This window comes from Pseudoxanthomonas sp. LH2527 (assembly GCF_022539275.1).
Taxonomy (GTDB): Bacteria; Pseudomonadota; Gammaproteobacteria; order Xanthomonadales; family Xanthomonadaceae; genus Pseudoxanthomonas_A.
In genome coordinates this window covers 124,912-146,758 of record NZ_JAKZBW010000006.1, presented here as the reverse complement: position 1 = coordinate 146,758, position 21,847 = coordinate 124,912, and the positions used below count along the sequence as shown (strand labels likewise).

Genomic DNA, 21,847 nt, shown 5'->3' with positions numbered 1-21,847 from the left:
TCGTGCGGGATCGGGTGGGCGGGGAAATCGCGCAGCCCCGTGGCCGCCATCGCCCGGCCTGCACGTGCAGCGAACGCCTGCCCGGCCTTCGCGCCGAAGCGTGCCCTCAGCTCATCGAGGTCGCGCGATTCGGCCAGCACGCGGCCTTCGCCGCCGCCACGCGGATCCTCGCGCAGACGCAGGTTCATCCGCAGGTGCGGCTCGAGCGCGGCCTCGTCGAAGTCGAGCGCACTGACCGCCACGCCGGTCGCACGCGACAGGAAGCGGGCCAGTTCGCCGCGAAGGTCGTCGGCCGTCGGCTTGGCGAACGCCTCGAAGAACGCGCGGCCGAAATCCGGCGCCGGCACGTAGTTGCGCCGCATCGCCTTGGGCAGGCTGCGGATCAGGCCGGCCGCCTTGTCGGCCACGAAGCCGGGCGCCAGCCACGACAGCCGCGCCGGGTCCAGCGCGTTGAGCAGGTGCAGCGGTACCTCCAGCGTCACGCCGTCGTCGGCCGCACCCGGCTCGAACGTGTACTGCAGCGGCAGCCGCGCATCGCCCAGCGCGAAATACTTCGGATAGCGGTCTTCCTCGCTGCCCTCGCCCGGCAGCAGATCGACCAGCGACCAGTGCAGGGGGCGGCGCTTGTCGGCCGGCAAGGCCTTCCACCATGCATCCAGGCCGGCAGCGGAATGGATCTCCGGCGGCACGCGGTCCAGGTACCAGCGCGCCTGCCAGTCCTCGTCGGCCACCAGACCGGCGCGGCGCAGCTTGGCTTCCTCTTCCCGCGCCTGCTCCAGCGTCTTCAGGTTGTCGGCGACGAAGCCCGCGCGCGTATTGAGCTCGCCGGTCACCAGGCCCTGGCGGACGAAGATGTCGTGCGCCTCGGCCGGCGCGATGCGGCCGTAATGCACCGGCTTCTTCGGCGCCAGCACCAGGCCGAACAGGCTGATCTGCTCCGACGCCAGCACCTGTCCCTGCGCGCGCGACCAGTGCGGATCGAAGTGCTTGCGCAGCAGCAGGTGCGGCAGCTCGGCGATCACCCAGTCCGGCTCGATCGCGGCCAGGGTCATGCCCCACACCTTCTGCGTGTCCAGCAGGTTGGCCGCCAGCAGCCATGGCGGCGGCCGCTTGGACAATGTCGAGCCCGGGAACGGCAGGAAGCGGCGTTGCCGCGGCGCCTGGAAATCGCCCTTCTCGGCGCGATGGCCGATCTGCGTGGGCAAGCCGGCGACCAGCGCGCGATGCAGGGTCTGGTAGGCGCCGGCGCGCACGCGTTCGCTGAAACCACCCCCGGCGGGTGTATGGTCCTGCTGCGCGCGCGCCGCCACCGGTGCCGGTGCAGCGTCGGTCTTTCCTTCGCGGGCCAGGCGTGCGGCACGGTGCAACTGCCCGCGCGTGGCCTTGACGGCCGTCGCATCATCCCGCACGACCGCGGGCAGGCGGCTGCCCTCCAGCAGCGGCGCCATCGACGCATCGCTCTCTTCTTCCTTCCATCCCAGTTCCTCGCACAGCAGGCGCAGCTGCCGGTGCAGTTCGCGCCATTCGCGCATGCGCAGGAAACCGAGGAAATGGCGGCCACACCAGTCGCGCAGCTTCGACTGCGTGAGGTCTTCATGCGCCTGCCGATAGGCATCCCACAAGCGCAGGACGCCGACGAACTCGGAACGGCCATCGGCGAACTGGGCGTGCGCGGTGTCCGCAGCGCCGCGCGCATCGGCCGGACGCTCGCGCGGATCCTGGATACCCAGGAACGACGCGATCACCAGCATCGGCCGCAGGCAGCCGGCGGCCTGTGCAGCCACCAGCATGCGGGCCAGCTTGACGTCCACCGGCAGCCGCGCCATCTGCCGGCCGATGGCGGTCAGGCGGCGCTCGCCGTCGATCGCGCCAAGCTCGGTCAGCTGCTGCCAACCATCGGCGACGGCGCGCTCATCGGGGGGTTCCAGGAACGGGAAATCCTCGATCCGGCCCAGCCCCAGCTGCAGCATGCGCAGGATCACGCCGCCCAGGCTGGAACGGCGGATCTCCGGATCGGTGAACTCGGCGCGCGCCTGGAAATCGGCTTCCGCGTACAGGCGGTAGCAGATGCCCTCGGCGATGCGTCCGCAGCGGCCCTTGCGCTGGTTGGCGCTGGCCTGCGAGATGGGCTCGATATGCAGGCGGTCGAGCTTGTTGCGCGGGCTGTAGCGCTTGACGCGAGCGAAGCCGGGATCGACCACGTAGCGGATGCGCGGCACCGTCAGCGAGGTCTCGGCCACGTTGGTCGCCAGCACGATGCGCCGGTTCGCGCCGGGATTGAACACGCGATCCTGGTCCTGGTTGGACAGCCGCGCATACAACGGCAGCACCTCGGTGTTGCGGTACTTGCGCCGCTCCAGCGACTGGTGCGCGTCGCGGATCTCGCGCTCGCCGGGCAGGAAGACCAGCACGTCGCCGCGCGCATCCAGCCGGGTGATCTCGTCGATGGCACCGACGATGGCGTCGTTGACGGTGAGGCCGGGATTCGGGGTTCGGGATTCGGGATTCGACGAGCCACGTCGGCCCTGATGTTCCAATCCCGAATCCCCCATCTCCAATCCCGATTCCTCCAGCGGCCGGTAGCGCACCTCCACGGGATAGGTGCGTCCTTCCACGCTGATCACCGGCGCGTCGTCGAAGTGCTGGGCGAAGCGTCCGGTATCGATGGTGGCCGAGGTGACGATGACCTTCAGGTCGCGGCGCTTGCGCAACAGCTGCTTCAGGTAGCCCAGCAGGAAGTCGATGTTGAGGCTGCGTTCGTGCGCCTCGTCGACGATGATCGTGTCGTAGGCCGACAGCCAGCGGTCGCTGGCGATCTCCGCCAGCAGGATGCCGTCGGTCATGAACTTGATGTGGGTGTCTTCGCCGACCTGGTCGTTGAAACGCACCTGGAAGCCGACCCCGCGGCCGACCTCGGTCTTCAGCTCCTCGGCCACGCGCCGTGCCACCGCACGCGCGGCGATGCGGCGCGGCTGGGTGCAACCGATCATGCCGGCCACGCCGCGACCGGCGGCCAGGCACAGCTTGGGCAGCTGCGTCGTCTTGCCGGAGCCGGTTTCGCCGGCGATCACCACCACCTGGTGCTGGCGGATCAGCTCGACGATGCGTTCGCCTTCGCGGGCGATCGGCAGCGACTCGTCCAGCGTCACCGCCGGCACCGTCGACAGGCGGCGCTCGCGGGTGGCGATCGATGCCGCCAATGCCTGCTCGAACGCCTGCCGCACGCCGGCGTCGGCCGGCTTGCCCTGCCAGCGCGACCAAAGCCCATGCAGGCGGCCGCGGTCGCGACTCAGGGCACGGTCGAGCGACCGCCGCGCCTGTTCGAGGGCGGTGCGGTCGGGGTTGGCCGGGGAAGGGTCGCGGGACGTCGTCATCATTTACGGCAAGCGGTTGAAACTTTTTGCTCACGCCACATGTTCTAGTGTGTCTATTGTGCCGCCTCAACCCACCCTCAGGAGATTCCGCATGGCCAAGACCAAGCCCAAGCCCGTCAAGAAGACCAAGGCCGCCTCCGTGGCGGCGCCGCTCGCGGCCGCACCCTCGGCACCGAACATCGATATCGGGATCAGCAGCGGCGAACGCAAGAAGATCGCCGACGGCCTGTCGCGCTTCCTCGCCGACAGCTACACGCTGTACCTGAAGACCCACAATTTCCACTGGAACATCACCGGCGCGATGTTCAATTCGCTGCACACGATGTTCGAGACCCAGTACACCGAGCAGTGGACGGCGCTGGACGAGATCGCCGAGCGCATCCGCGCGCTGGGGTTCAATGCGCCGGGTTCGTACCGCGAGTTCGTCAGCCTCACCTCGATCCCGGAAGAGCCCGGCCTCACGGACAGCGCCGACTGGCGCGAGATGGTCCGCCAGCTGGTGGTGGGCAACGAGGCGGTCTGCCGCACGGCGCGCAAGGTGCTGGACATCGCCGACGACGCCGACGATGCGCCGACCGAAGACCTGCTGACCCAGCGCCTGCAGACGCACGAGAAGTACGCGTGGATGCTGCGTTCGCTGCTGCAGTAAGCCATGCCCCAGTAGAGCGCAGAACGCCCGGCTGGTCCGGGCGTTTTGCTGTCTGACCCCTCAAAGCCCCTCTCCCTACGGCGACCGAAGGAAGTCCCCGTGGGAGAGAGGGGTTGGGGTGAGGGCCAACGGAGCCCTTGCCTTCGATCCGCCCGTAGTCGACACCACATCCGCCATGACGTTTCGCTGGCCGCGGGCTCGGAAGCCCCTCTCCCTGCGGGAGAGGGGTTGGGGTGAGGGCCAACGGAGTCCTTGTCTTTGTTCTCCATGGCTGCCACCGCATCCGCGATGGCTTTTGCTTTTGATGGCCTTGCGGGACCGATCTTCTTCTTGGACACATGGTGCCGCTCGCCGCGGAGGCCCTACTTTCTTTGCTTGTGCAAAGAAAGTAGGCAAAGAAACACACCCCGGCGGTCCGCCCGCCGCTGCGCGGCGGGTGCGCAGTCCCGGCGGGAATTTTCGTGCGGGGCATCGTGCCCCGTACGAAAACGCCGCACATCCTTGTGCGGCGCCCCTTTGGGGTTGTACCCGCCGGGACTGCCGGACCTCAGGGGGCCTGAGAACCAAAGCCGACGCGTCGCCGTTGCTCCTGCTTTTCGGGGTCCCCATGAGGCACGGCGAGTGGGCCGGGTAAAACCCGAAGGGCGCCGTCATGGATGACGGCATTTTCGTATGGCACAGGGATGTGCCTTACGAAAATTCCCGGCCCTCTCGCGGACCCTGCGCAAAGCACAGGGCGTGCCGCCTGGGGCGTGTTTCTTTGGTTCCTTTCTTTGCACGAGCAAAGAAAGGGACGCCCCCGCGGCGAGCGGCACAATGCGTTCGGGAAGAAACCCCCTTCCGCAAGGTCATGGAGCCAAAAGCCATCGCGGATTTGGGATACCCCATGGAAAAGGAAGACACGGACTTCGTTGGCCCTCACCCCAACCCCTCTCCCGCAGGGAGAGGGGCTCCAAAACCTGCGGGATTTACGAAATGCCATCGCCGATGCGGTATCGACCATGGACAGATCCAAGACTCGAACTTCGTTGGCCCTCACCCCAACCCCTCTCTCCCACAGGGACTTCCTTCGGTCGCCGCAGGGAGAGGGGCCTAATGTGGGCTGCTCGAATCAGGATGAACTCCTACCCCTCGCCCCTCCGATTTCCGATATCCCCAGGCGCCCGAAAACCGGCCTGACACCCCACGCCACGGTATCCTGTCCCCATGTCGTCCCCCGCCCTCGAAACACTGCAGCGCGTCTTCGGTTACAGCGCTTTCCGTGGCCATCAACAGGCCATCGTCGAACACCTCGCCGCCGGCCACGATGCCCTCGTGCTGATGCCGACCGGCGCCGGCAAGTCCCTGTGCTACCAGGTGCCCGCGCTGCTGCGCGAGGGCACCGGCATCGTCGTCTCGCCGCTGATCGCGCTGATGCAGGACCAGGTGGATGCGCTGCGCCAGCTGGGCGTGCGCGCGGCGTTCCTCAACTCCTCGCTGGCGGCAGACGAGGCGCAGCAGGTCGAACAGGCCCTGCTCCGCGGCGAGCTGGACCTGCTGTACGTCGCGCCGGAACGGCTGTTGACCGGCCGCTTCCTGTCGCTGCTGGACCGCAGCCGGATCGCGCTGTTCGCCATTGACGAAGCGCACTGCGTCTCGGCCTGGGGACACGACTTCCGCCGCGAATACCTGGAACTGACCCTGCTGCACGAGCGCTGGCCGGACGTGCCGCGCATCGCGCTGACCGCGACGGCAGATCCGCCGACCCAGCGCGAGATCGCCGAGCGCCTGAACCTGGTCGAGGCCGAGAAGTTCGTCAGTTCGTTCGACCGTCCCAACATCCGCTACACCGTGGTGCAGAAGGACAACGCGCGCCACCAGTTGCGCGACATGCTGCGCAAGCACAAGGGCGAGGCGGGCATCGTCTACTGCCTGTCGCGCAAGCGGGTGGAACAGTTCGCCGACTACCTGGCCGAACAGGGCTTCAACGCCCTGCCCTACCACGCCGGCCTGGATGCCAGCGTGCGTGCGCACAACCAGCGCCGCTTCCTGCGCGAGGACGGCATCGTCATGGTGGCGACCATCGCCTTCGGCATGGGCATCGACAAGCCGGACGTGCGCTTCGTCGCGCACGTGGACCTGCCCAAGTCGATGGAGGGCTACTACCAGGAGACCGGCCGCGCCGGCCGCGATGGCGAGGCCGCCGAAGCGTGGCTGTGCTATGGGCTGGGCGACGTGGTGCTGCTGAAGCAGATGATCGAGCAGGGCGAGGCGGGCGAGGAGCGCAAGCGGCTCGAGCGCCGCAAGCTGGACCAGTTGCTCGGCTACTGCGAATCCACCCAGTGCCGGCGGCAGGTGCTGCTGGCCGGCTTTGGCGAAACCTATCCGCACGAGTGCGGCAACTGCGACAACTGCCTGAGCCCGGCCGAGACCTGGGATGCCACCGAAGCCGCGCAGAAGGCGTTGAGCTGCGTCTACCGCAGCGGCCAGCGGTTCGGCGTGAACCACGTGATCGACGTACTGCGCGGCAGCCAGAGCGAGCGCATCCAGCAATGCGGCCATGAACACCTGACCACCTACGGCATCGGCAAGGACCTGGATGCCGGCACCTGGCGCAGCGTGTTCCGGCAGCTGGTGGCCTGCGGTCTGCTGGAGGTGGATGGCGAATTCGGCAGCCTGCGCCTGACCGAGGGCAGCCGCAGCGTGCTGCGTGGCGAGCGTCGCCTGCAGTTGCGCAAGGAACAGCGCGAACGCCGCGAACGCGACCGCGGCGCGCGCAGCGGCGTGCCGGTGCAGCCCGCCGACCTGCCGCGTTTCCAGTTGCTGCGCGACCTGCGCGCACAACTGGCACGCGAGCAGAACGTCCCCGCCTACGTCATCTTCCACGACAGCACGCTGCGCAACATCGCCGAGCAGCAGCCCGCCACGCTGGACGATCTGGCGCGGGTCGGCGGCATCGGCGGTGCCAAGCTGGAACGTTATGGCCAGCGCGTGCTGGAAGTGCTGGGCGCGGCGGGATGAAGTTCCCTGCCCGCGGGCATCCGTATCAGCCGACGTTCAATCCACGACTGTTAGGTTGCCTTTCAGGTCCGCCAGCCGGCGGCCCGCCGCTCCGGGATTCCCCATGAAGACCCTGCCCGCCGTCCTGCTGGCCCTGCTGACCACGGCGCCCGCGCTGGCGCAATCCAGTGCGGAAGCCCTGGACCTCAGCCTTCCCGCGTCCGCGACCCATGCGAAGGATCCGCCCGGCACCTGGTACGGCGACCGGCAGCCGGCGCGCGTGAAGGACGCAACGCCACCTGCGCCGGTGGATCCCTGCGTGTACTACGGCGACGACGATGGCGACGGCGTGTCGGGCAGCGTCACCACCGGCATCGGTTACAGCAAGGGACATGGCCGCAGCACCTACAACGCGGTCAACCTCAACCTGTGCAAGACCACGTACGACGACGAAGGCAAGCCGCGCACGTTCAACTTCAACATCAACGTCGACCGTTACGACGGCCCCGGCGGCTACTACGGGCCCTATGGCGGCTACCCCGGCGGCCCGATGATGCGCGGCGCACCGCGCCCCTAGCGCTCAGCCCGGCAGCAGCTCGAAGCTGACCGCCTCGCCCGTCGTCGCCGACGGCGACACCCACAGATCGAACAGGCCCGGCTCGGCGATCGGACGGTTGTCGACGCCGTGGAACTCGACATCCGAGCGCTGCAGCGTGAACACCACGTCCTGCGCTTCGCCCGCGGCCAGCGCGATCTTGCGGAAGCGCTTCAGTTCGCGCACCGGCCGCACGCGGCTGGCGGTGCGGTCGCGCAGGTACAGCTGCACCACTTCCTCGCCCGCCCGCGTGCCGATGTTGGTGATGCGCGTGCGGATGGTCAGCGTGTCGTTCCAGCCCAGCGTCTGCGTATCGAGCTGCGGCGCGCCGTAGTCGAAGCGGGTGTACGACAGGCCATGGCCGAACGGATACAGCGCGGCATGGCTGACCTCGCGCCAGCGCGTCTGGAAGAAGCGCGGCGTGCCCGGCACGTTGGGACGGCCGGTGGCGGGATGGTTGTAGAAGTACGGCTGCTGGCCGGCGTCCTGCGGAAAGCTCACCGGCAGGCGCGCGGACGGGTTGTAGTCGCCGAACACGACATCGGCGATGGCCGGCCCGGTCTGCGTGCCCAGGAACCAGCCCACCAGGATCGCCTGCGCGTCGCGCACGGCGCCTTCCAGCGCCAGCGCGCGGCCATTGCGCAGGATGACGACCACCGGCGTGCCGGTGGCGGCGACCGCCTCGGCCAGCGCCTGCTGCGCGGCGGGCAGCACGATCTGCGTGCGCGATTGCGCTTCGCCGGAGAATTCGTGCGGCTCGCCCACGGCGAGCAGCACCACGTCGGCCTCGCGCGCGGCGGCGACCGCCGCGTCGATGCCGCCATCGATGGCCTCTTCGATATCGCTTCCCGGCACCACGACCAGCGCGGACGGATCGTCCAGCGCGGCGCGCACACCGGTTTCCACATCCACCATGCGCGCGGCATCGCCGAAGATGTTCCAACAGCCGCCGAGGTTGGCGGTGTCCTGCGCGAACGGCCCGATCAACGCGATACGCTGGCCACTCTTCTTCAGCGGCAGCAGCTCGCCTTCGTTCTTCAGCAGCACGATGGAGCGGCGCGCGCAGTCGCGCGCCAGCGCGTCGTGCGCGGCGATGTGCGACTGGTCGGCTTCGCGCTCTGCATCGAGACAGCGGTAGGGATCGTCGAACAGGCCCACCGCCGCCTTCACGTGCAGCACGCGGCGCACGGCCTCGTCCACCTGCGCCATCGACAGCCGGCCCTGCTCGACCAGCGCGGCGACATGGCCGGCGTAGATGCCGCTCTGCAGGCTCATGTCCAGTCCGGCCGACAGCGCCTTCTGCGCCGCGTCGGCCTCGTCGCTGGCGTAGCCGTGCGCGATCAGTTCCAGGTCGGAGGTGTAGTCGGAGACGACGAAGCCCTCGAACTTCCACTCGCCGCGCAGCAGGTCGGTCAGCAGCTCGCGGTTGGCCGAGGCCGGCACGCCGTTGATGTCGTTGAACGAACTCATCAGCGTCAGCGCGCCGGCGTCGATCGCCGCCTTGAACGGCGGCAGGTGCACGTCGCGCAGCGTCTGCGGCGCCATGTCGACGAAGTTGTAATCCAGGCCGGCGGAGATCGCGCCGTAGGCGGCGAAGTGCTTGGGCGTGGTGAGCAGCGAATCGGCGGCGGTCAGGTCATCGCCCTGGAAGCCGCGCACGCGGGCGGCGGCGAATTCGCAGGACAGGTAGACATCCTCGCCGGAGGTTTCGGCGACGCGGCCCCAGCGCTGGTCGCGCGCGACATCGACCATCGGCGCGAAGGTCCAGTGGATGCCGGCCGCCGTGGCTTCCTTCGCGGTGGCGCGCGCGGTGCGCTCGGCCAGGTCGGGCTCGAAGCTGGCGGCTTCGCCCAGCGGGATCGGGAACACCGTGCGCATGCCGTGGATGACGTCGGCGCCGAGCAGCAGCGGAATGCCGAGCCGGCTCTCCTCCACCGCGATGCGCTGCGCCTCGCGGCCTTCCGCCGCACCCACGCCGTTGAACAGGGCGCCGACGCGCCCGCTGCGGATCTGCTCGCGCACCTGCTCGGCATCGCGGGCGAAGGTCTCCGGATTGACGTCGAAGGCGAACGGCCGCAGTGCGTCGGCGAAGGCACCGAGCTGGCCGATCTTTTCCTCCAGCGTCATCTCGGCGATCAGGCCTTCGATCCTTCGCTGATGCGGCATGTAGGCGATCCTCCCGGAAACGCGGGTGTTACGGGGGAGCCATTATGAAAACGTTTACAGGTCGGGTCAAACCCTGCGGGACGGGCTTTCGGGGGGCATTCCGACCCTGAGGCCGCGCATCATCCCGCCATGCCGGAATGGCGCAGCAGGGCATCGATCCGCGGCGCACGTCCGCGGAACGCGCGGAAGTTGTCGGCCGCCGCCCGGCTTCCGCCCCGTGCCAGCACCTCCCGGCGGAAGCGCGCCCCGGTGTCCGCAACCCGGGCGGGCGCCTCCTCGAAGGCCTCGTAGGCATCGGCGCTGAGCACCTCGGCCCACTTGTAGCTGTAGTACCCCGCGCCGTAACCGCCGGCGAAGATGTGGCTGAACTGGTGCGGGAAGCGGTTCCACGCCGGCGGGATGTTCACCGCCACCTCCGCACGCACCCGGTCCAGCAGGCCCAGCACGCTGTCGCCGGCCGCATCGAAGCCGCTGTGCAGCTGCATGTCGAACAGGCCGAACTCGAGCTGGCGCACGGTCGCCATGCCGCTCTGGTAGTTCTTCGCCGCGACCATCCGGTCGAACAGCGCGCGCGGCAGCGGCTCGCCGGTGTCGACGTGCGCGGTCATCGCCTGCACGCGCTCCCATTCCCAGCAGAAGTTCTCCATGAACTGGCTGGGCAGCTCCACCGCATCCCACTCCACGCCGTTGATGCCGGCCACACCCAGTTCGCCCACCTGCGTCAGCAACTGGTGCAGGCCATGGCCCATTTCGTGGAACAGGGTGGTCACGTCGCTGTGGCTGAAGGTGGCCGGCTTGCCGTCCATGCCCTTGCCGAAGTTGCAGACCAGATACACGACAGGTGTCTGTACAGCATGCGTCTGCGTGCCACGCGGGGTGTCGCGGCGGTTGCGGCAGTCGTCCATCCACGCACCGCCGCGCTTGCCCTCGCGCGCATACAGGTCGAGATAGAACTGCCCCACCAGCGCGCCGTCGCCGTCCACCAGCCGGTAGAAGCGCACGTCGGGATGCCAGGTGGGCGCGGTGTCCTGTTCCACGCGCAGGCCGTACAGGTCGCCGATCACCCCGAACAGCCCCGCCAGCACCGCCGGCTCGGTGAAGTACTGCTTCACCTCCTGCGCGGAGAAACTGTAGCGCGCCTGCTTGAGCTTCTCGCTGGCGTAGGCCAGGTCCCAGGCTTCGAGCGTTTCCAGCCCGAGCTGTTCGCGCGCGAAGTTCTCCAACTCGTTGCGGTCGCGCTGCGCATGCGGCCTGGCGCGTGCGGCCAGATCGCGCAGGAACGTCAGCACTTCATCCGGGGTGTCGGCCATCTTGGTGGCCAGCGAGTAATCGGCGTAGCTGGCGAAGCCGAGCAGGGTGGCGAGTTCGGCGCGCAGGGCGAGGATGCGGTCGATCAGCGTGGAATTGTCGAGCGCCTCGTTGTCCGCCAGTTCGGACGCGCGCACCGCATTGGCGTGGTACAGCGTCTCGCGCAGCGCGCGGTCGTCCGCATACGCCTGCACGGGCAGGTAGCACGGCATCTGCAGGGTGAACTTCCAACCCGGCTCGTCGTCGGCCTTGGCCGCCGCGCGCGCGGCCGACACCACGTCGGCCGGCAGGCCACCGAGGTGCTGCTTGTCCTTGATCCAGAACTCGTACTCGTCGGTGGCATCCAGCACGTTCTGCGAGAACTTTGCCGACAGGCCGGCCAGTTCTTCCTTCACCGCAGCGAAGCGCGTCTTCTGCTCGTCCGGCAGCTCGGCGCCGCCCAGGCGGAAATCGCGCAACGCGTTTTCCAGCACCTTGCGGCGCGCCTCGTCGTACTGCGCGGCCTCGGGCGCATCGGCCAGCGCGCGGTACTGGCGGAACAGCTCCAGGTTCTGTCCCAGCGCACTCCAGAAGCGGGTCACTTTGGGCAACTGGGCGTTGTAGGCGCTGCGCAGCGCGGCGGTATTCGCCACGGCCTCCAGATGCGTCACCTGGTTCCAGGCCCGGGCCAGACGCTCGGTGGCGTCATCCAGCGGCACGACGAAGGTGTCCCACGTCACCGGGGCAACGGCTTCCGCCGCCTTCACGACGGCCTCGCCCTCGGCCAGCAACTGGTCGATGGCGGGCGCGATGTGCTCGGGACGGATGGCGTCGAAGCGCGGCAGGCCGGAGAAGTCGAGCAAGGGGTTGGTCATTGGCGAATACCTGGGGAAATTCGGGTGTGCTGGGGAACGACGGGCATGCAGACGTGGGGGACAGGCCCGCACCACGTCGACAGAGATATGGGGGCGTCCGGAGTGCCCGCAAAGGCCGACCGGGCAGTTTAGCGGGGAGCCCCCCCAGGGGCGACCGCCAGCCGCCCGGATCCAGGACACTTCACGTCGCGGCATATGGCATGCAACCCAGCAAGGATCCGCTGAACAACTCAGATTTTGTTCGTCATTCCCGCGCAGGCGGGGAGCGCCTCACGACGGCAAAATGGTCGGTCTCCCGGTGTCTTTGCTTTCAATGACCTGAAGTCGCTGGATCCCCGCCTTCGCGGGGACGACGGCAGTAATTCAGACCTTCCCTGGCGGTATCCGCTTTCAGGCAACGAGGCGCAATGGAGATCACTCGCGCGACGCCTTCCGATTTGATCCAGTCTGTGGATCGGCTGACCCCTGCCTTCGCTTGACTGCGATGGTCACTCGATCGGAGAGAACTTCAGACCAAAAGACATTCCTTTCTCGGCTTGCCACAACTTTGCATCCGGGTATCTGGCCCTGATCAATGGCATTAACTCTGCGCACCACCGTTCAGCTCTCACCCCGAAGTAGACGCCAACCAGTTCGGGCGCACCAAAGCGGATGTCTTCAAACACTTCATTAGGAAACCTCCCTTCTCCTGTAACGATCCGCCACTCTCGCTCGTGGGCCCAGTGGGTATGCTTAATCAGCATCAAGCGATCAGCCAGTTTGGTATCCAGCCGTATGTTGCCTGCGAGGAGTTGGGCCCAAGCTTCTGGCTCAAGCAGGGGCGGCGGCTCATCTGCGTAAGTGACGCGCTGAGCGACGCGATATACGCTGTCGAGCTCAGGTATGGTGGCGAACTCAAGTACCAGACCACGATGATCGTCCGCGTAGTAAGCCCACATCGCCGCATTGTCATTCATCGGCGACAGACATAGGACTTTGATCGTCTCGAAGTGCTTGATTACGTCGGCACTGAACCTTTCGACGATGTTGGGGAAAGTGCGAATAGATGGCTCAAGCCCCGCTGCCATCGCCTCGCGAAATCCCAAGCGCCCATACTTGAGCATGGCCGCTCTCGTCGCTTCCAGCAGCGCGCCCATCTGGTTGCGAGGCCATGTCCAGTTTCGGCATATCACTCGATCCCACATGAGGTCGAGCGCCCGGTCTCTCACTTCCTCCAGCGGCACTGCAGTCGAGAATCCGACTTGCAAATCATGCGGATCATTGAATGGAGCGCGCCGCGACCAACGTAGGGTCTGATTGGTCAGCACGGCTTTCGCAGTAGGTCCCGTAACGTACTTGAACAAGCGTTCGGGGGCTGGTTCTCGGCTCATGGCTGCCGAGCTTACAGCCGACCGCAGAACATCGGCTGCGTCAAATTTTCCGAAAACTGTTCCGGGTGCTGCGGAAAGGCAATTACCGAAAGGCTAAGCGCCTGATTCGTATGGTGGGCCGTGAAGGATTCGAACCTTCGACCAAAAGATTAAAAGTCTTCTGCTCTACCGACTGAGCTAACGGCCCGGAAACGCATCCCGGCCTTGCGCCGGGGTGTGCATTCTAGCGCATCGTCCGCGACGGGGCGAAACCCGTCCGGCTCACGCGTAGTGCGTGGGGTCGGGCACGCCGGCATCGGCGAAGCCGGCGGCGCGCAGGCGGCAGGCGTCGCAGTGCCCACATGCACGGCCCTGATCGTCGGCCCGGTAGCACGACACGGTCTGCGCGAAGTCCACGCCCAGGCGCACGCCCTCGCGCACGATGTCGGCCTTGCTCATGCGCAGCAGTGGCGCCTGGATGCGCAGACCGGCGCCTTCAACACCGGCCTTGGTCGCCACGTTGGCGAGCCGCTCGAATGCCTCGATGAACTCGGGCCGGCAGTCCGGATACCCCGAATAGTCCACCGCGTTGACGCCGCAGAAGATGTCGCTGGCGCCCAGCACCTCGGCCCAGCCCAGCGCCACCGACAGCATGATGGTGTTGCGCGCCGGCACGTAGGTCACCGGGATGCCCGGGCCGCCGGCCTCCGGCACCTCGATATCGTCGGTCAGCGCCGACCCGCCGATGCTGCGCAGGTCCACGTGCACGGTCTTGTGCGCAGCGGCGCCAAGCGTGCTGGCGACGCGCGCGGCGGCATCGAGTTCGGAGGTGTGGCGCTGGCCATAGCGCACGCTCAGCGCATGCACGGCAAAGCCCTGCTCGCGGGCGATGGCGACGACGACGGCGGAGTCCATGCCACCGGAGAGAAGGACGACGGCGTTTTTCATGGGTTGTCTGGTTCGTGAAGAAGGATTCGGGAGCACAGTAGACGCGTCATCCCAGCGTACGCTGGGATCCATGTTGCCGTTGCCTCCATGCTTTTTCCAAGCGGAGAAGCAAGATGGATCCCAGCGTGCGCTGGGATGACGGCAACAGCAGCCTTAATCGCGCCAGTCTGCTCAACGCCCCGGCTCGTCATTCCACAGCAGCTTGTGCAGCTGCATCTGGAAGCGGACCGGCAGGCGGTCCTCGACGATCCAGTCCGCCAGCTCGCGCGGCGACAGGTCGGACTTGCTGGGCGAGAACAGCACGTCGCAGCGTTCGGCCAGGCGGTGTTCGGCGACCATGTCGCGCGCCCATTCGTAGTCGGCGCGGCCGCAGAGCACGAACTTCACCTGGTCGCGCGCGGTGAGCAGCGGAATGTTCTCCAGCCGGTTGCGCGCCATTTCCTTCGAGTCGGGGGTCTTCAGGTCCACCACGCGCGAGACGCGCGGGTCGACGTCGGCGATGTCGATCGCGCCGGAGGTTTCCAGCGAGACATCGAGCCCGGCATCGCAGAGCTTCCTCAACAGCAGCAGGCAGCGCTTCTGCGACAGCGGCTCGCCGCCGGTGACGCAGACGTGGCGCACGCCGTGCCGGAGGACCTCGGCGACGATGTCGTCGATCTCGCGCCACTCGCCGCCATGGAAGGCGTAGGCGGTGTCGCAGTACTGGCAGCGCAGCGGGCAGCCGGTCAGGCGGACGAAGACCGTGGGCCAGCCGACCGCGTTCGCCTCGCCCTGCAGGGACAGGAAGATTTCTGTGATCTTGAGGCGTTCCAGCAGGGACTGGACGATCTCGCTGGGGCGGGTGGCGTCGTTCATGGGGTGCGCATGATACGCCTTGCCGGCCCGGCGCCTCCGCTACGGAGCGCCGGGAGTCCTGGACTCAGCGCAGGCGGCCGAGCTGGATGGCGCGCAGGCGGTCGTCGGCGGTGCGGGCGACATCGGTGCCCGGGTACCTGGCGATCACTTCGCCGAGCGTGCGCTCCGCCTCGGGCAGCTTGCCCAGACCGTAATCGCACAGGCCGATCTTCAACAGCGCACCGGACGCCTTGTCGTGGGTCGGGTACTGCGCCAGCAGCGCGCGGAACTGGTCTGCGGCCAGCGCGTAATTCTGGGTGACGTAGTAGCTCTCGCCCAGCCAGTACAGCGCATTGGGCGCGTACACACCGCTGGGGTACAGCTGCAGGAAACTGGTGAACAGCTGGGCGGCATCGGCATAGTCGCCGGCCTTGAGCTTGTCGAAGGCCACGTTGTACGCGGTGCGCTCGTCGCCGGCGGCAGACAGGGCGCCCATGTCGCCGTGCACGCTGGGCGGCGGCTCGGACATCGCGGCATCGACCGGCGCCGGCGTGGCGGCCGGCGCGGCCACCGGGGCAGTGCCGAGGGGCGGAGCTGCGGACGGCGTGCCGGCCGGCGCCGGGGCGGTGCCCCCTTCCAGGCGGTTGAGGCGTCCATCCAGGTCGAGGTACTGGTCGCGACCCTGCTGCTTGAGCTGCTCGTTCTCGTGCTGCAACTGTTCCACCTGCGCACGCAGGGAACGCAGTTCGGTTTCCTGCTGGGTGATGCGGTTGAGCAGGTCGAGGTTCTGCTGCGGGTTGTTGGCTTTCGCCTCCAGCGCGGCCACGCGATCAGCCAGGCTGACGCGCTGCGCCTGCGCGGGTGCGGCGGCCACGAGGGCCGCCGCGAGAACCAGCATGTACGTCTTCTTCGCGATCATCGTGACGATGTCGGCTTACTTCGCCGTGTAGACGATCTCGACGCGACGGTTCTGCGACCAGCAGGACTCGCTGGAATCGGTGCAGACCGCACGCTCTTCGCCGTAGCTGACCACGGTCAGCTGGCTGGCCGAGCCACCGCTGGCCTGCAGGGCCGAGTTGACGGCATTGCCGCGGCGCTCGCCCAGGCCCAGGTTGTACTCGCGGCTGCCGCGCTCGTCGGCATGGCCTTCCAGCGTGATGCGCGAGGACGGACGGTCGCGCAGGTACTTGGCGTGGCAACCCATGATGGCCTGGAACTCCGGCTTCAGGGCGTCCTGGTCGAGGTCGAAGTAGACCACGCGCTGACGCAGGCAGGCGTCGGTGTCGAGGTCGTTCGGGCCGTAGACGCCCGAGGTGGTCGGCGCGGTCGGGGTGGTCGGCACGGTGGTGGTGGTGTCGGCCGGTGCTTCCGGCTTGACGGCTTTCTTACAGCCAGCCAGCACGGCGACCGACATCAGGGACAGCATCAGAACACGGGTGGTGTTGTTCATGGTCATTCCTTGCGTCATTGGAACAGGGGGACAGGTGGAGCGAGGGGTCACATTGTAGACACAAACTTAACGGGCGGCCCGGTAAGGCGACCATGCCGGCTCACGCACGTCCGCATTGGCCACGACCAGACGCTGGCGTACGCGCGCGTCGGCCGAGACGGCGTACAGCACGCCCCGCCCGCCTTCGCGGGCGGCGTACAGCACCATGCTGGCATTGGGGGCGAAGCTCGGCGACTCGTCCAGCGAGCCGGGCGACAGCGAGCTCCAGCGGGCGCCGCCCAGGCTGCTGTCCATCAGGGCGATGCGGTAGTTGTTGCCGCTGCCCTGCACCACGGCGATCTTCTTGCCGTCGAAGGACACGCTGGCGGTGGCGTTGTAGTTGCCCTCGAACGTCACCCGGCTGGCGCTGCCGCCGGCGGCCGGCACGCGGTAGATCTGCGGGCGACCGCCACGGTCGGAGGTGAAGTAGAGGGTGCCGCCGTCCGCGCTCCACACCGGCTCGGTGTCGATCGCGGAGGTGGTGGTCAGCTGGCGCAGCGAGCGGCTGCCCAGGTCCATCACGTAGATCTCGGGGTTGCCGCTGCGCGACAGGGTCAGCGCCAGCTGGCGGCCGTCGGGCGAGAACGCAGGCGCACCGTTGATGCCGCGGAAGCTGGCGATCTTCTCGCGCGCACCGGTCGAGATGTCCTGGATGTAGATGGCCGAGTTGCCGCTCTCGAAGCTGACGTAGGCCAGCTTGCGGCCATCCGGGCTCCACGAAGGCGACAGCAGCGGCTCGGCCGAGCGCACCACGGTCTGCGGGTTGAAGCCATCCGAGTCGGCGACCATCAACGCATAACGCGTGGCCTTGCCGGTGCCGGCGGCGGTGATATAGGCGATGCGGGTCCAGAACGCGCCGCGCACGCCGAGGATCTTCTCGTAGATGGCATCGGCCATCTGGTGGGCGACATCACGCAGGGCATTGGAGCGTGCGGTCATCGCCAGGCCGAGCATGCGCTCCTGCTTGGCGACGTCGAACAGCTCGTATTCCACCCGGTAGCCGCCATCGCCGGCGTCGACCACGCGACCGACCACGATGTAGTCCTGTCGCAGCGCCTGCCAGTTGGGATACCGGATCTCGGCGCCGCGCGTCGGGCGCTCGGTGATGCGGGCTTCAGGCAGCGTGCGGAAGGCGCCGGAGCGCTCCAGGTCGGCGCGCACCACGGCCGACACATCGGTCGGCGGCGCCGCGGCGGTGCCCTGGTAGGGCATCGGCACCACCGTGATGGGCAGGGCCGAGGCGTTGCCGCCGATGATGTCGATCTCCAGGCCCTGCTGCTGGGCGGACGCCAGCATCGGGGCCAGGGTGAACAGGATCAGGGCAAACCAGCGCAGCGGCTTCTTCATGGGCTAACGACTCGGCGGTTGGGCGGGGCGGCAAAGGGATACCAGCCGGCGCGTGAACATTTTAACAATTGTGAACGGAGGGCAGCGAAACGCCGCGTGAAATCAACGGTCCCGCGCTTCGAAATTGAGGGTCAGGGTGCGCGCGAACACCGGCTCGAATCCCCGGTACGGCAGCGGCCGCGCCTTGAGGACCGCGCGCTCGATCGAATCCTGGCCGGCCGCATCCATGGCGCAGCCCGGCTGCACCTCGGCGCTGACCACGTCGCCGCCCGGCAACTGGCGGATCACCACCCGGCAACGCGTGCCCACGGGTACCGATTCCGGCCGCGTCCACTGGCGCAGCACCGCTTCCTGGATGGCGGCGGCATAGCGGCCCCGCAGGTCCTCGTCGGTGCCGCCGGTGCCCGCAGGTCCGGAGGGAGCGCCGTACTGGGCCTGGTTGGCGGACGCCGCCGCCTGGCGCGCACGCGCATCGGCGAGCTGTCGCAGTTTCTGTTCGGCCAACTGGGCCTCGCGTGCCGCCTGCGCGCGCTGGCGACGGATTTCTTCCAGCCGCTTCTTGTCGGCCTCGGCCTTCTGCGCGGCCTCGGCGGCGATCCGCTTCTGCCGGTCTTCGTCCTGTTGCGCGGCCAGCCGGCGCTGCTGCTCGGCCTGTTCCTGCCGCTTGCGCTCGGTCAGGTCGATCTGTTCCTGCCGGCGCTTGGCTTCCTGTTCCTGCAGCGCCTTTTCCTGCGAGATGGCGTCGCGGCGGGCTTCGTCCTGGTCGACGGTATCCGGCACCGGGATGCGTTCCTGCGCCTGCGCCTGCCGTTCCACCGGCGCGTCCTGCGGTGCGGGCTCGGGAATGGGCTGCGGCGGCGGAATGGTGTCTTCGGGCGCCGGCTCCTGCACGGGCTCGGGCATCGGCGCGGGCTGGAAGTCGAGGGCCTGCTCGACCGCGCGCTGATCGGCCGCGGACACATCGAGCGTGGCTTCCATGGATTGCGAACCCGCCGCGTTCAGGCGCTCGCGGTCCCACGTGAAATAGGGCGACAGCAGCAGGAGCGCAAGCAACAGCAGATGCAGGCCGACGGCCCAGGCGACCGCCCGGCCCAGCCCCTCGTCCTGCGGGGACGGCGGTCGCTGGAGTACTTCAGCGTGCATTGCCGCCCGCGTTGGTCATCAGGCTGACGTTGCCGACCTTCGCCCGGCGCAGCACATCCATCGCATCCAGCACCTTCTGGTAAGGCGCGGCGCCCTCGGCCGCCACCATGATGCGCAGTTCGTCGCCCTGCTCGGCGCGGATCGCCGCGACGCGGGACTCGAGCGTGGCGGCGTCCAGCACCTCGGGCTGCTTGGCTTCCGGCAGCTTCAGGCCATAACGCCCGTCCGGATAGGCGATGACGATGACCGGCTCGTTGCGCGTTTCCACCGCCTTCGCGTTGGACGACGGCAGCTTCACGTCCACGCTCAGCGTGAGCAGCGGCGCGGTGACCATGAAGATGATCAGCAGCACCAGCATCACGTCGATGTAGGGCACGACGTTGATCTCGGATTTCAGCTTGCGCCGCTTGCGATGGAAGATGCTTCCGGCCATGGTGGGCTCCGCTTACTCGGCCGCGTTCTGGCGCTGCAGGATGGAACTGAATTCCTCGGCGAAGCTCTCGTAGCGCACCGACAGCCGCTCGACGCGGGTGGTGAAGCGGTTGTAGGCCCACACCGCCGGAATCGCCACGAACAGGCCGATGGCGGTGGCGAACAGCGCTTCCGAGATGCCCGGGGCGACCGCGGCGATGCCCGCCTGCTCGCCGCTGTTGAGCATGTCGTGCATGGTCACCATGATGCCGAACACCGTGCCGACCAGGCCCACGTAGGGCGCGGTGGAACCGATGTTGGCCAGCAGCTCCAGATTGCGTTCCAGCTGGTCGACTTCGCGCGTATAGGTCACCCGCATCGCGCGCTGCGCGCCCTCGAGCTGTGCGCGCCCATCAAGGCCACGCTTGTCGCGCAGGCGGGTGAATTCGCGGAAGCCCGCCTCGAAGATCGCTTCCAGGCCGGTCACCACGCGATTGCGGTCGGCAGCGCCGGCGTAGAGCTTGTGCAGCTCGGCACCGGACCAGAAGCGGCCCTCGAACTCGTCGGCATCGCGGTTGGCGGTCTTGAACACGCGCCCCTTGCGGAAAATGATCACCCAGCTGATCACCGACCCCGCCAGCAGCAACAGCACGATCAGCTGCACCGGCAGGCTCGCCTTGAGCATCAGGTCGATGTAATTGATCCCGCTGTGCGTGGTGGCAGCGGCAGCCTCGGCAGCAGCCGCGGTCGCCTCGGGCGGCAGCGCCTCCGTCACGACTTCCTGGAAGGCCAGCAGCGTTGCGATCATCCGTCGTTCCTCGTCTCTCGGTTCGTGTTGCGTATCGGGTCAAAGCTGGCGCGGATGCTCGAGCCGGCGGAATTCTTCGTACAACGTCTCGGGCAAGCCGATGGGTCTGAACCCGGACGCGCTCAGCGCCGCCACCTTCACCTCGGCGGTCAGCAGCACTTCGCCGTCCCGTTCGATGGACTGCGCGAAGACGACGCTGGCCCGCTTGCACTGGTGGATGCGTGCACTGACCTGCAGCAGATCGTCCAACCGGGCGGGGCGCAGGAAATCCAGACGCATCGCGCGGACGGCGAACACCAGGTCGTGGGTCTGGCGCAGTCGCTCCTGGGCGTAGCCACGGGCCCGCAACCATTCGGTGCGGGTCCGCTCCAGGAAAGCGACGTATTGCGCGTGGTACACCACGCCACCGGCGTCGGTATCTTCCCAATAGACGCGTGTCGGAAAGATGAACGGCGCCGCATCCCCGGCGATCGTCTTCGAATCAGTCGTCAAAGCGCGCACTCCCGCACGTTGTGGTGCATACCAACCTGAAACCAGTGGCGCTCAGAAGAGTTCGCCCGGCGCGTCGTTCGCGTCCGGCACCCTGCCCTTCGGCGTCAGTCCGAGATGCAGGTAGGCCTTGCGGGTCGCCATGCGGCCGCGCGCGGTGCGGATCAGGAAGCCCTGCTGGATCAGGTAGGGCTCGATGACGTCCTCCAGCGTGCCACGCTCTTCGCTCAGCGCGGCCGCGAGCGATTCCACGCCGACCGGACCGCCATCGAAGCTGTCGATGATGGTGCGCAGCATGCGGCGGTCGAGTTCGTCGAAACCCTCCGGATCCACTTTCAGCATCTGCATCGCCGCGCGGGCGACATCGACATCGATGTGGCCATCGGCTTTGACCTGCGCGTAGTCGCGCACGCGCCGCAGCAGGCGGTTGGCGATGCGGGGCGTGCCGCGCGCGCGCCGGGCGATCTCGCCGGCGCCTTCCGGCACGCAGTCCATGCCCAGGATGCGCGCCGAGCGCTGCACGATGCGAGTCAGTTCCTCGGGCGAATAGAACTCCAGCCGCTGCACGATGCCGAAGCGGTCGCGCAGCGGCGCCGTCAGCAACCCGGCGCGCGTGGTGGCGCCGATCAGGGTGAACGGCGGCAGGTCGAGCTTGATCGAGCGCGCGGCCGGCCCTTCGCCGATCATGATGTCGATCTGGAAGTCTTCCATCGCCGGGTACAGCACTTCCTCGACCACCGGCGACAGGCGATGGATCTCGTCGACGAACAGCACGTCGTGCGGTTGCAGGTTGGTCAGCAACGCAGCCAGATCGCCGGCCTTCTCGATCACCGGGCCGGAGGTGACGCGCAGGTTCACGCCCAGTTCGTTGGCGATCACGTGGCTCAGCGTGGTCTTGCCCAGGCCCGGCGGCCCGAAGATCAGCACGTGGTCGAGTGCTTCGCCGCGCCCTTTCGCCGCCTGGATGTAGATGTCCAGCTGCTCGCGGACCGGCTTCTGGCCCAGGTACTCGTCCAGCCGCTTGGGCCGGATACTGGCTTCGATGGCGTCGTCTTCGCGGGTGGCGGACGAGGTGATGATGCGGTCGGCGGTCATGCGGCCATT

General features: G+C 67.8%; 17 protein-coding genes and 1 tRNA gene. 3 read left to right on the top strand and 15 right to left on the bottom strand.

The window, feature by feature from the left end; genetic code table 11:
* A partial coding sequence (hrpA, locus tag MMG85_RS05610; RefSeq protein WP_241045129.1) for an ATP-dependent RNA helicase HrpA occupies positions 1–3,377 on the bottom strand: 3,377 nt, incomplete at its 3' end.
* Between the two features lie 88 nt (positions 3,378–3,465).
* Here hrpA and MMG85_RS05605 point away from each other — a divergent pair.
* From MMG85_RS05605 to MMG85_RS05595, 3 genes are all read left to right on the top strand, one after another.
* The gene (locus MMG85_RS05605; RefSeq protein WP_241045128.1) at positions 3,466–4,023 is read left to right on the top strand and encodes a DNA starvation/stationary phase protection protein; all 558 of its coding nucleotides are present in this window, start codon (positions 3,466–3,468) and stop codon (positions 4,021–4,023) included.
* A gap of 1,206 nt (positions 4,024–5,229) precedes the next feature.
* A complete protein-coding gene (recQ, locus tag MMG85_RS05600) occupies positions 5,230–7,023 on the top strand; it encodes a DNA helicase RecQ (protein ID WP_241045127.1) in 1,794 nt (597 codons plus the stop codon).
* Between the two features lie 103 nt (positions 7,024–7,126).
* Positions 7,127–7,579 (top strand): hypothetical protein, encoded by a 453-nt coding sequence (locus MMG85_RS05595; protein WP_241045126.1) that lies wholly within the window; start codon positions 7,127–7,129, stop codon positions 7,577–7,579.
* Between the two features lie 3 nt (positions 7,580–7,582).
* Here MMG85_RS05595 and MMG85_RS05590 read toward each other — a convergent pair whose 3' ends face one another.
* The 14 genes from MMG85_RS05590 to ruvB all read right to left on the bottom strand — a co-directional run bounded on the left by MMG85_RS05590 (position 7,583) and on the right by ruvB (position 21,838).
* On the bottom strand, positions 7,583–9,763 hold the full coding sequence (locus MMG85_RS05590) for a glycoside hydrolase family 3 N-terminal domain-containing protein (protein ID WP_241045125.1): 2,181 nt from the start codon (positions 9,761–9,763) through the stop codon (positions 7,583–7,585).
* 119 nt (positions 9,764–9,882) lie between these two features.
* Positions 9,883–11,925: a M3 family metallopeptidase gene (locus tag MMG85_RS05585; RefSeq protein WP_241045124.1), complete on the bottom strand. Its 2,043-nt coding sequence runs from the start codon at positions 11,923–11,925 to the stop codon at positions 9,883–9,885.
* A 488-nt stretch (positions 11,926–12,413) separates the two neighbouring features.
* Positions 12,414–13,232, bottom strand: coding sequence for a DUF2971 domain-containing protein (locus MMG85_RS05580; RefSeq protein WP_241045123.1), 819 nt, complete (start codon positions 13,230–13,232; stop codon positions 12,414–12,416).
* Positions 13,233–13,406: 174 nt separating this feature from the next.
* A tRNA-Lys gene (locus tag MMG85_RS05575) sits at positions 13,407–13,482 on the bottom strand.
* Between the two features lie 74 nt (positions 13,483–13,556).
* Entirely contained in the window at positions 13,557–14,222 is a 666-nt protein-coding gene (queC, locus tag MMG85_RS05570) for a 7-cyano-7-deazaguanine synthase QueC (protein ID WP_241045122.1), read from the bottom strand.
* A 171-nt stretch (positions 14,223–14,393) separates the two neighbouring features.
* Positions 14,394–15,077 carry a 7-carboxy-7-deazaguanine synthase QueE gene (gene queE / locus MMG85_RS05565; RefSeq protein WP_241045121.1) on the bottom strand — a complete coding sequence of 228 codons (684 nt, stop codon included), beginning with the start codon at positions 15,075–15,077 and terminating at the stop codon, positions 14,394–14,396.
* Positions 15,078–15,141: 64 nt separating this feature from the next.
* Positions 15,142–15,954, bottom strand: coding sequence for a tol-pal system protein YbgF (gene ybgF, locus MMG85_RS05560; protein ID WP_241045120.1), 813 nt, complete (start codon positions 15,952–15,954; stop codon positions 15,142–15,144).
* A gap of 36 nt (positions 15,955–15,990) precedes the next feature.
* Entirely contained in the window at positions 15,991–16,506 is a 516-nt protein-coding gene (gene pal, locus MMG85_RS05555) for a peptidoglycan-associated lipoprotein Pal (RefSeq protein WP_241045119.1), read from the bottom strand.
* Between the two features lie 66 nt (positions 16,507–16,572).
* Entirely contained in the window at positions 16,573–17,892 is a 1,320-nt protein-coding gene (tolB, locus tag MMG85_RS05550; RefSeq protein WP_241045118.1) for a Tol-Pal system beta propeller repeat protein TolB, read from the bottom strand.
* A 102-nt stretch (positions 17,893–17,994) separates the two neighbouring features.
* Complete coding sequence (gene tolA / locus MMG85_RS05545; RefSeq protein WP_241045117.1) at positions 17,995–19,035, bottom strand: cell envelope integrity protein TolA; 1,041 nt, start codon at positions 19,033–19,035, stop codon at positions 17,995–17,997.
* The gene (locus MMG85_RS05540) at positions 19,025–19,468 is read right to left on the bottom strand and encodes an ExbD/TolR family protein (protein ID WP_055940381.1); all 444 of its coding nucleotides are present in this window, start codon (positions 19,466–19,468) and stop codon (positions 19,025–19,027) included. The genes tolA and MMG85_RS05540 overlap by 11 nt, the downstream gene beginning before the upstream one ends.
* 12 nt (positions 19,469–19,480) lie before the next feature.
* On the bottom strand, positions 19,481–20,254 hold the full coding sequence (gene tolQ / locus MMG85_RS05535) for a protein TolQ (protein ID WP_055940379.1): 774 nt from the start codon (positions 20,252–20,254) through the stop codon (positions 19,481–19,483).
* Positions 20,255–20,293: 39 nt separating this feature from the next.
* Positions 20,294–20,746, bottom strand: coding sequence for a tol-pal system-associated acyl-CoA thioesterase (gene ybgC / locus MMG85_RS05530; RefSeq protein WP_055940376.1), 453 nt, complete (start codon positions 20,744–20,746; stop codon positions 20,294–20,296).
* A gap of 51 nt (positions 20,747–20,797) precedes the next feature.
* Complete coding sequence (gene ruvB, locus MMG85_RS05525) at positions 20,798–21,838, bottom strand: Holliday junction branch migration DNA helicase RuvB (protein ID WP_055940374.1); 1,041 nt, start codon at positions 21,836–21,838, stop codon at positions 20,798–20,800.
* Between the last annotated feature and the right edge of the window lie 9 nt (positions 21,839–21,847).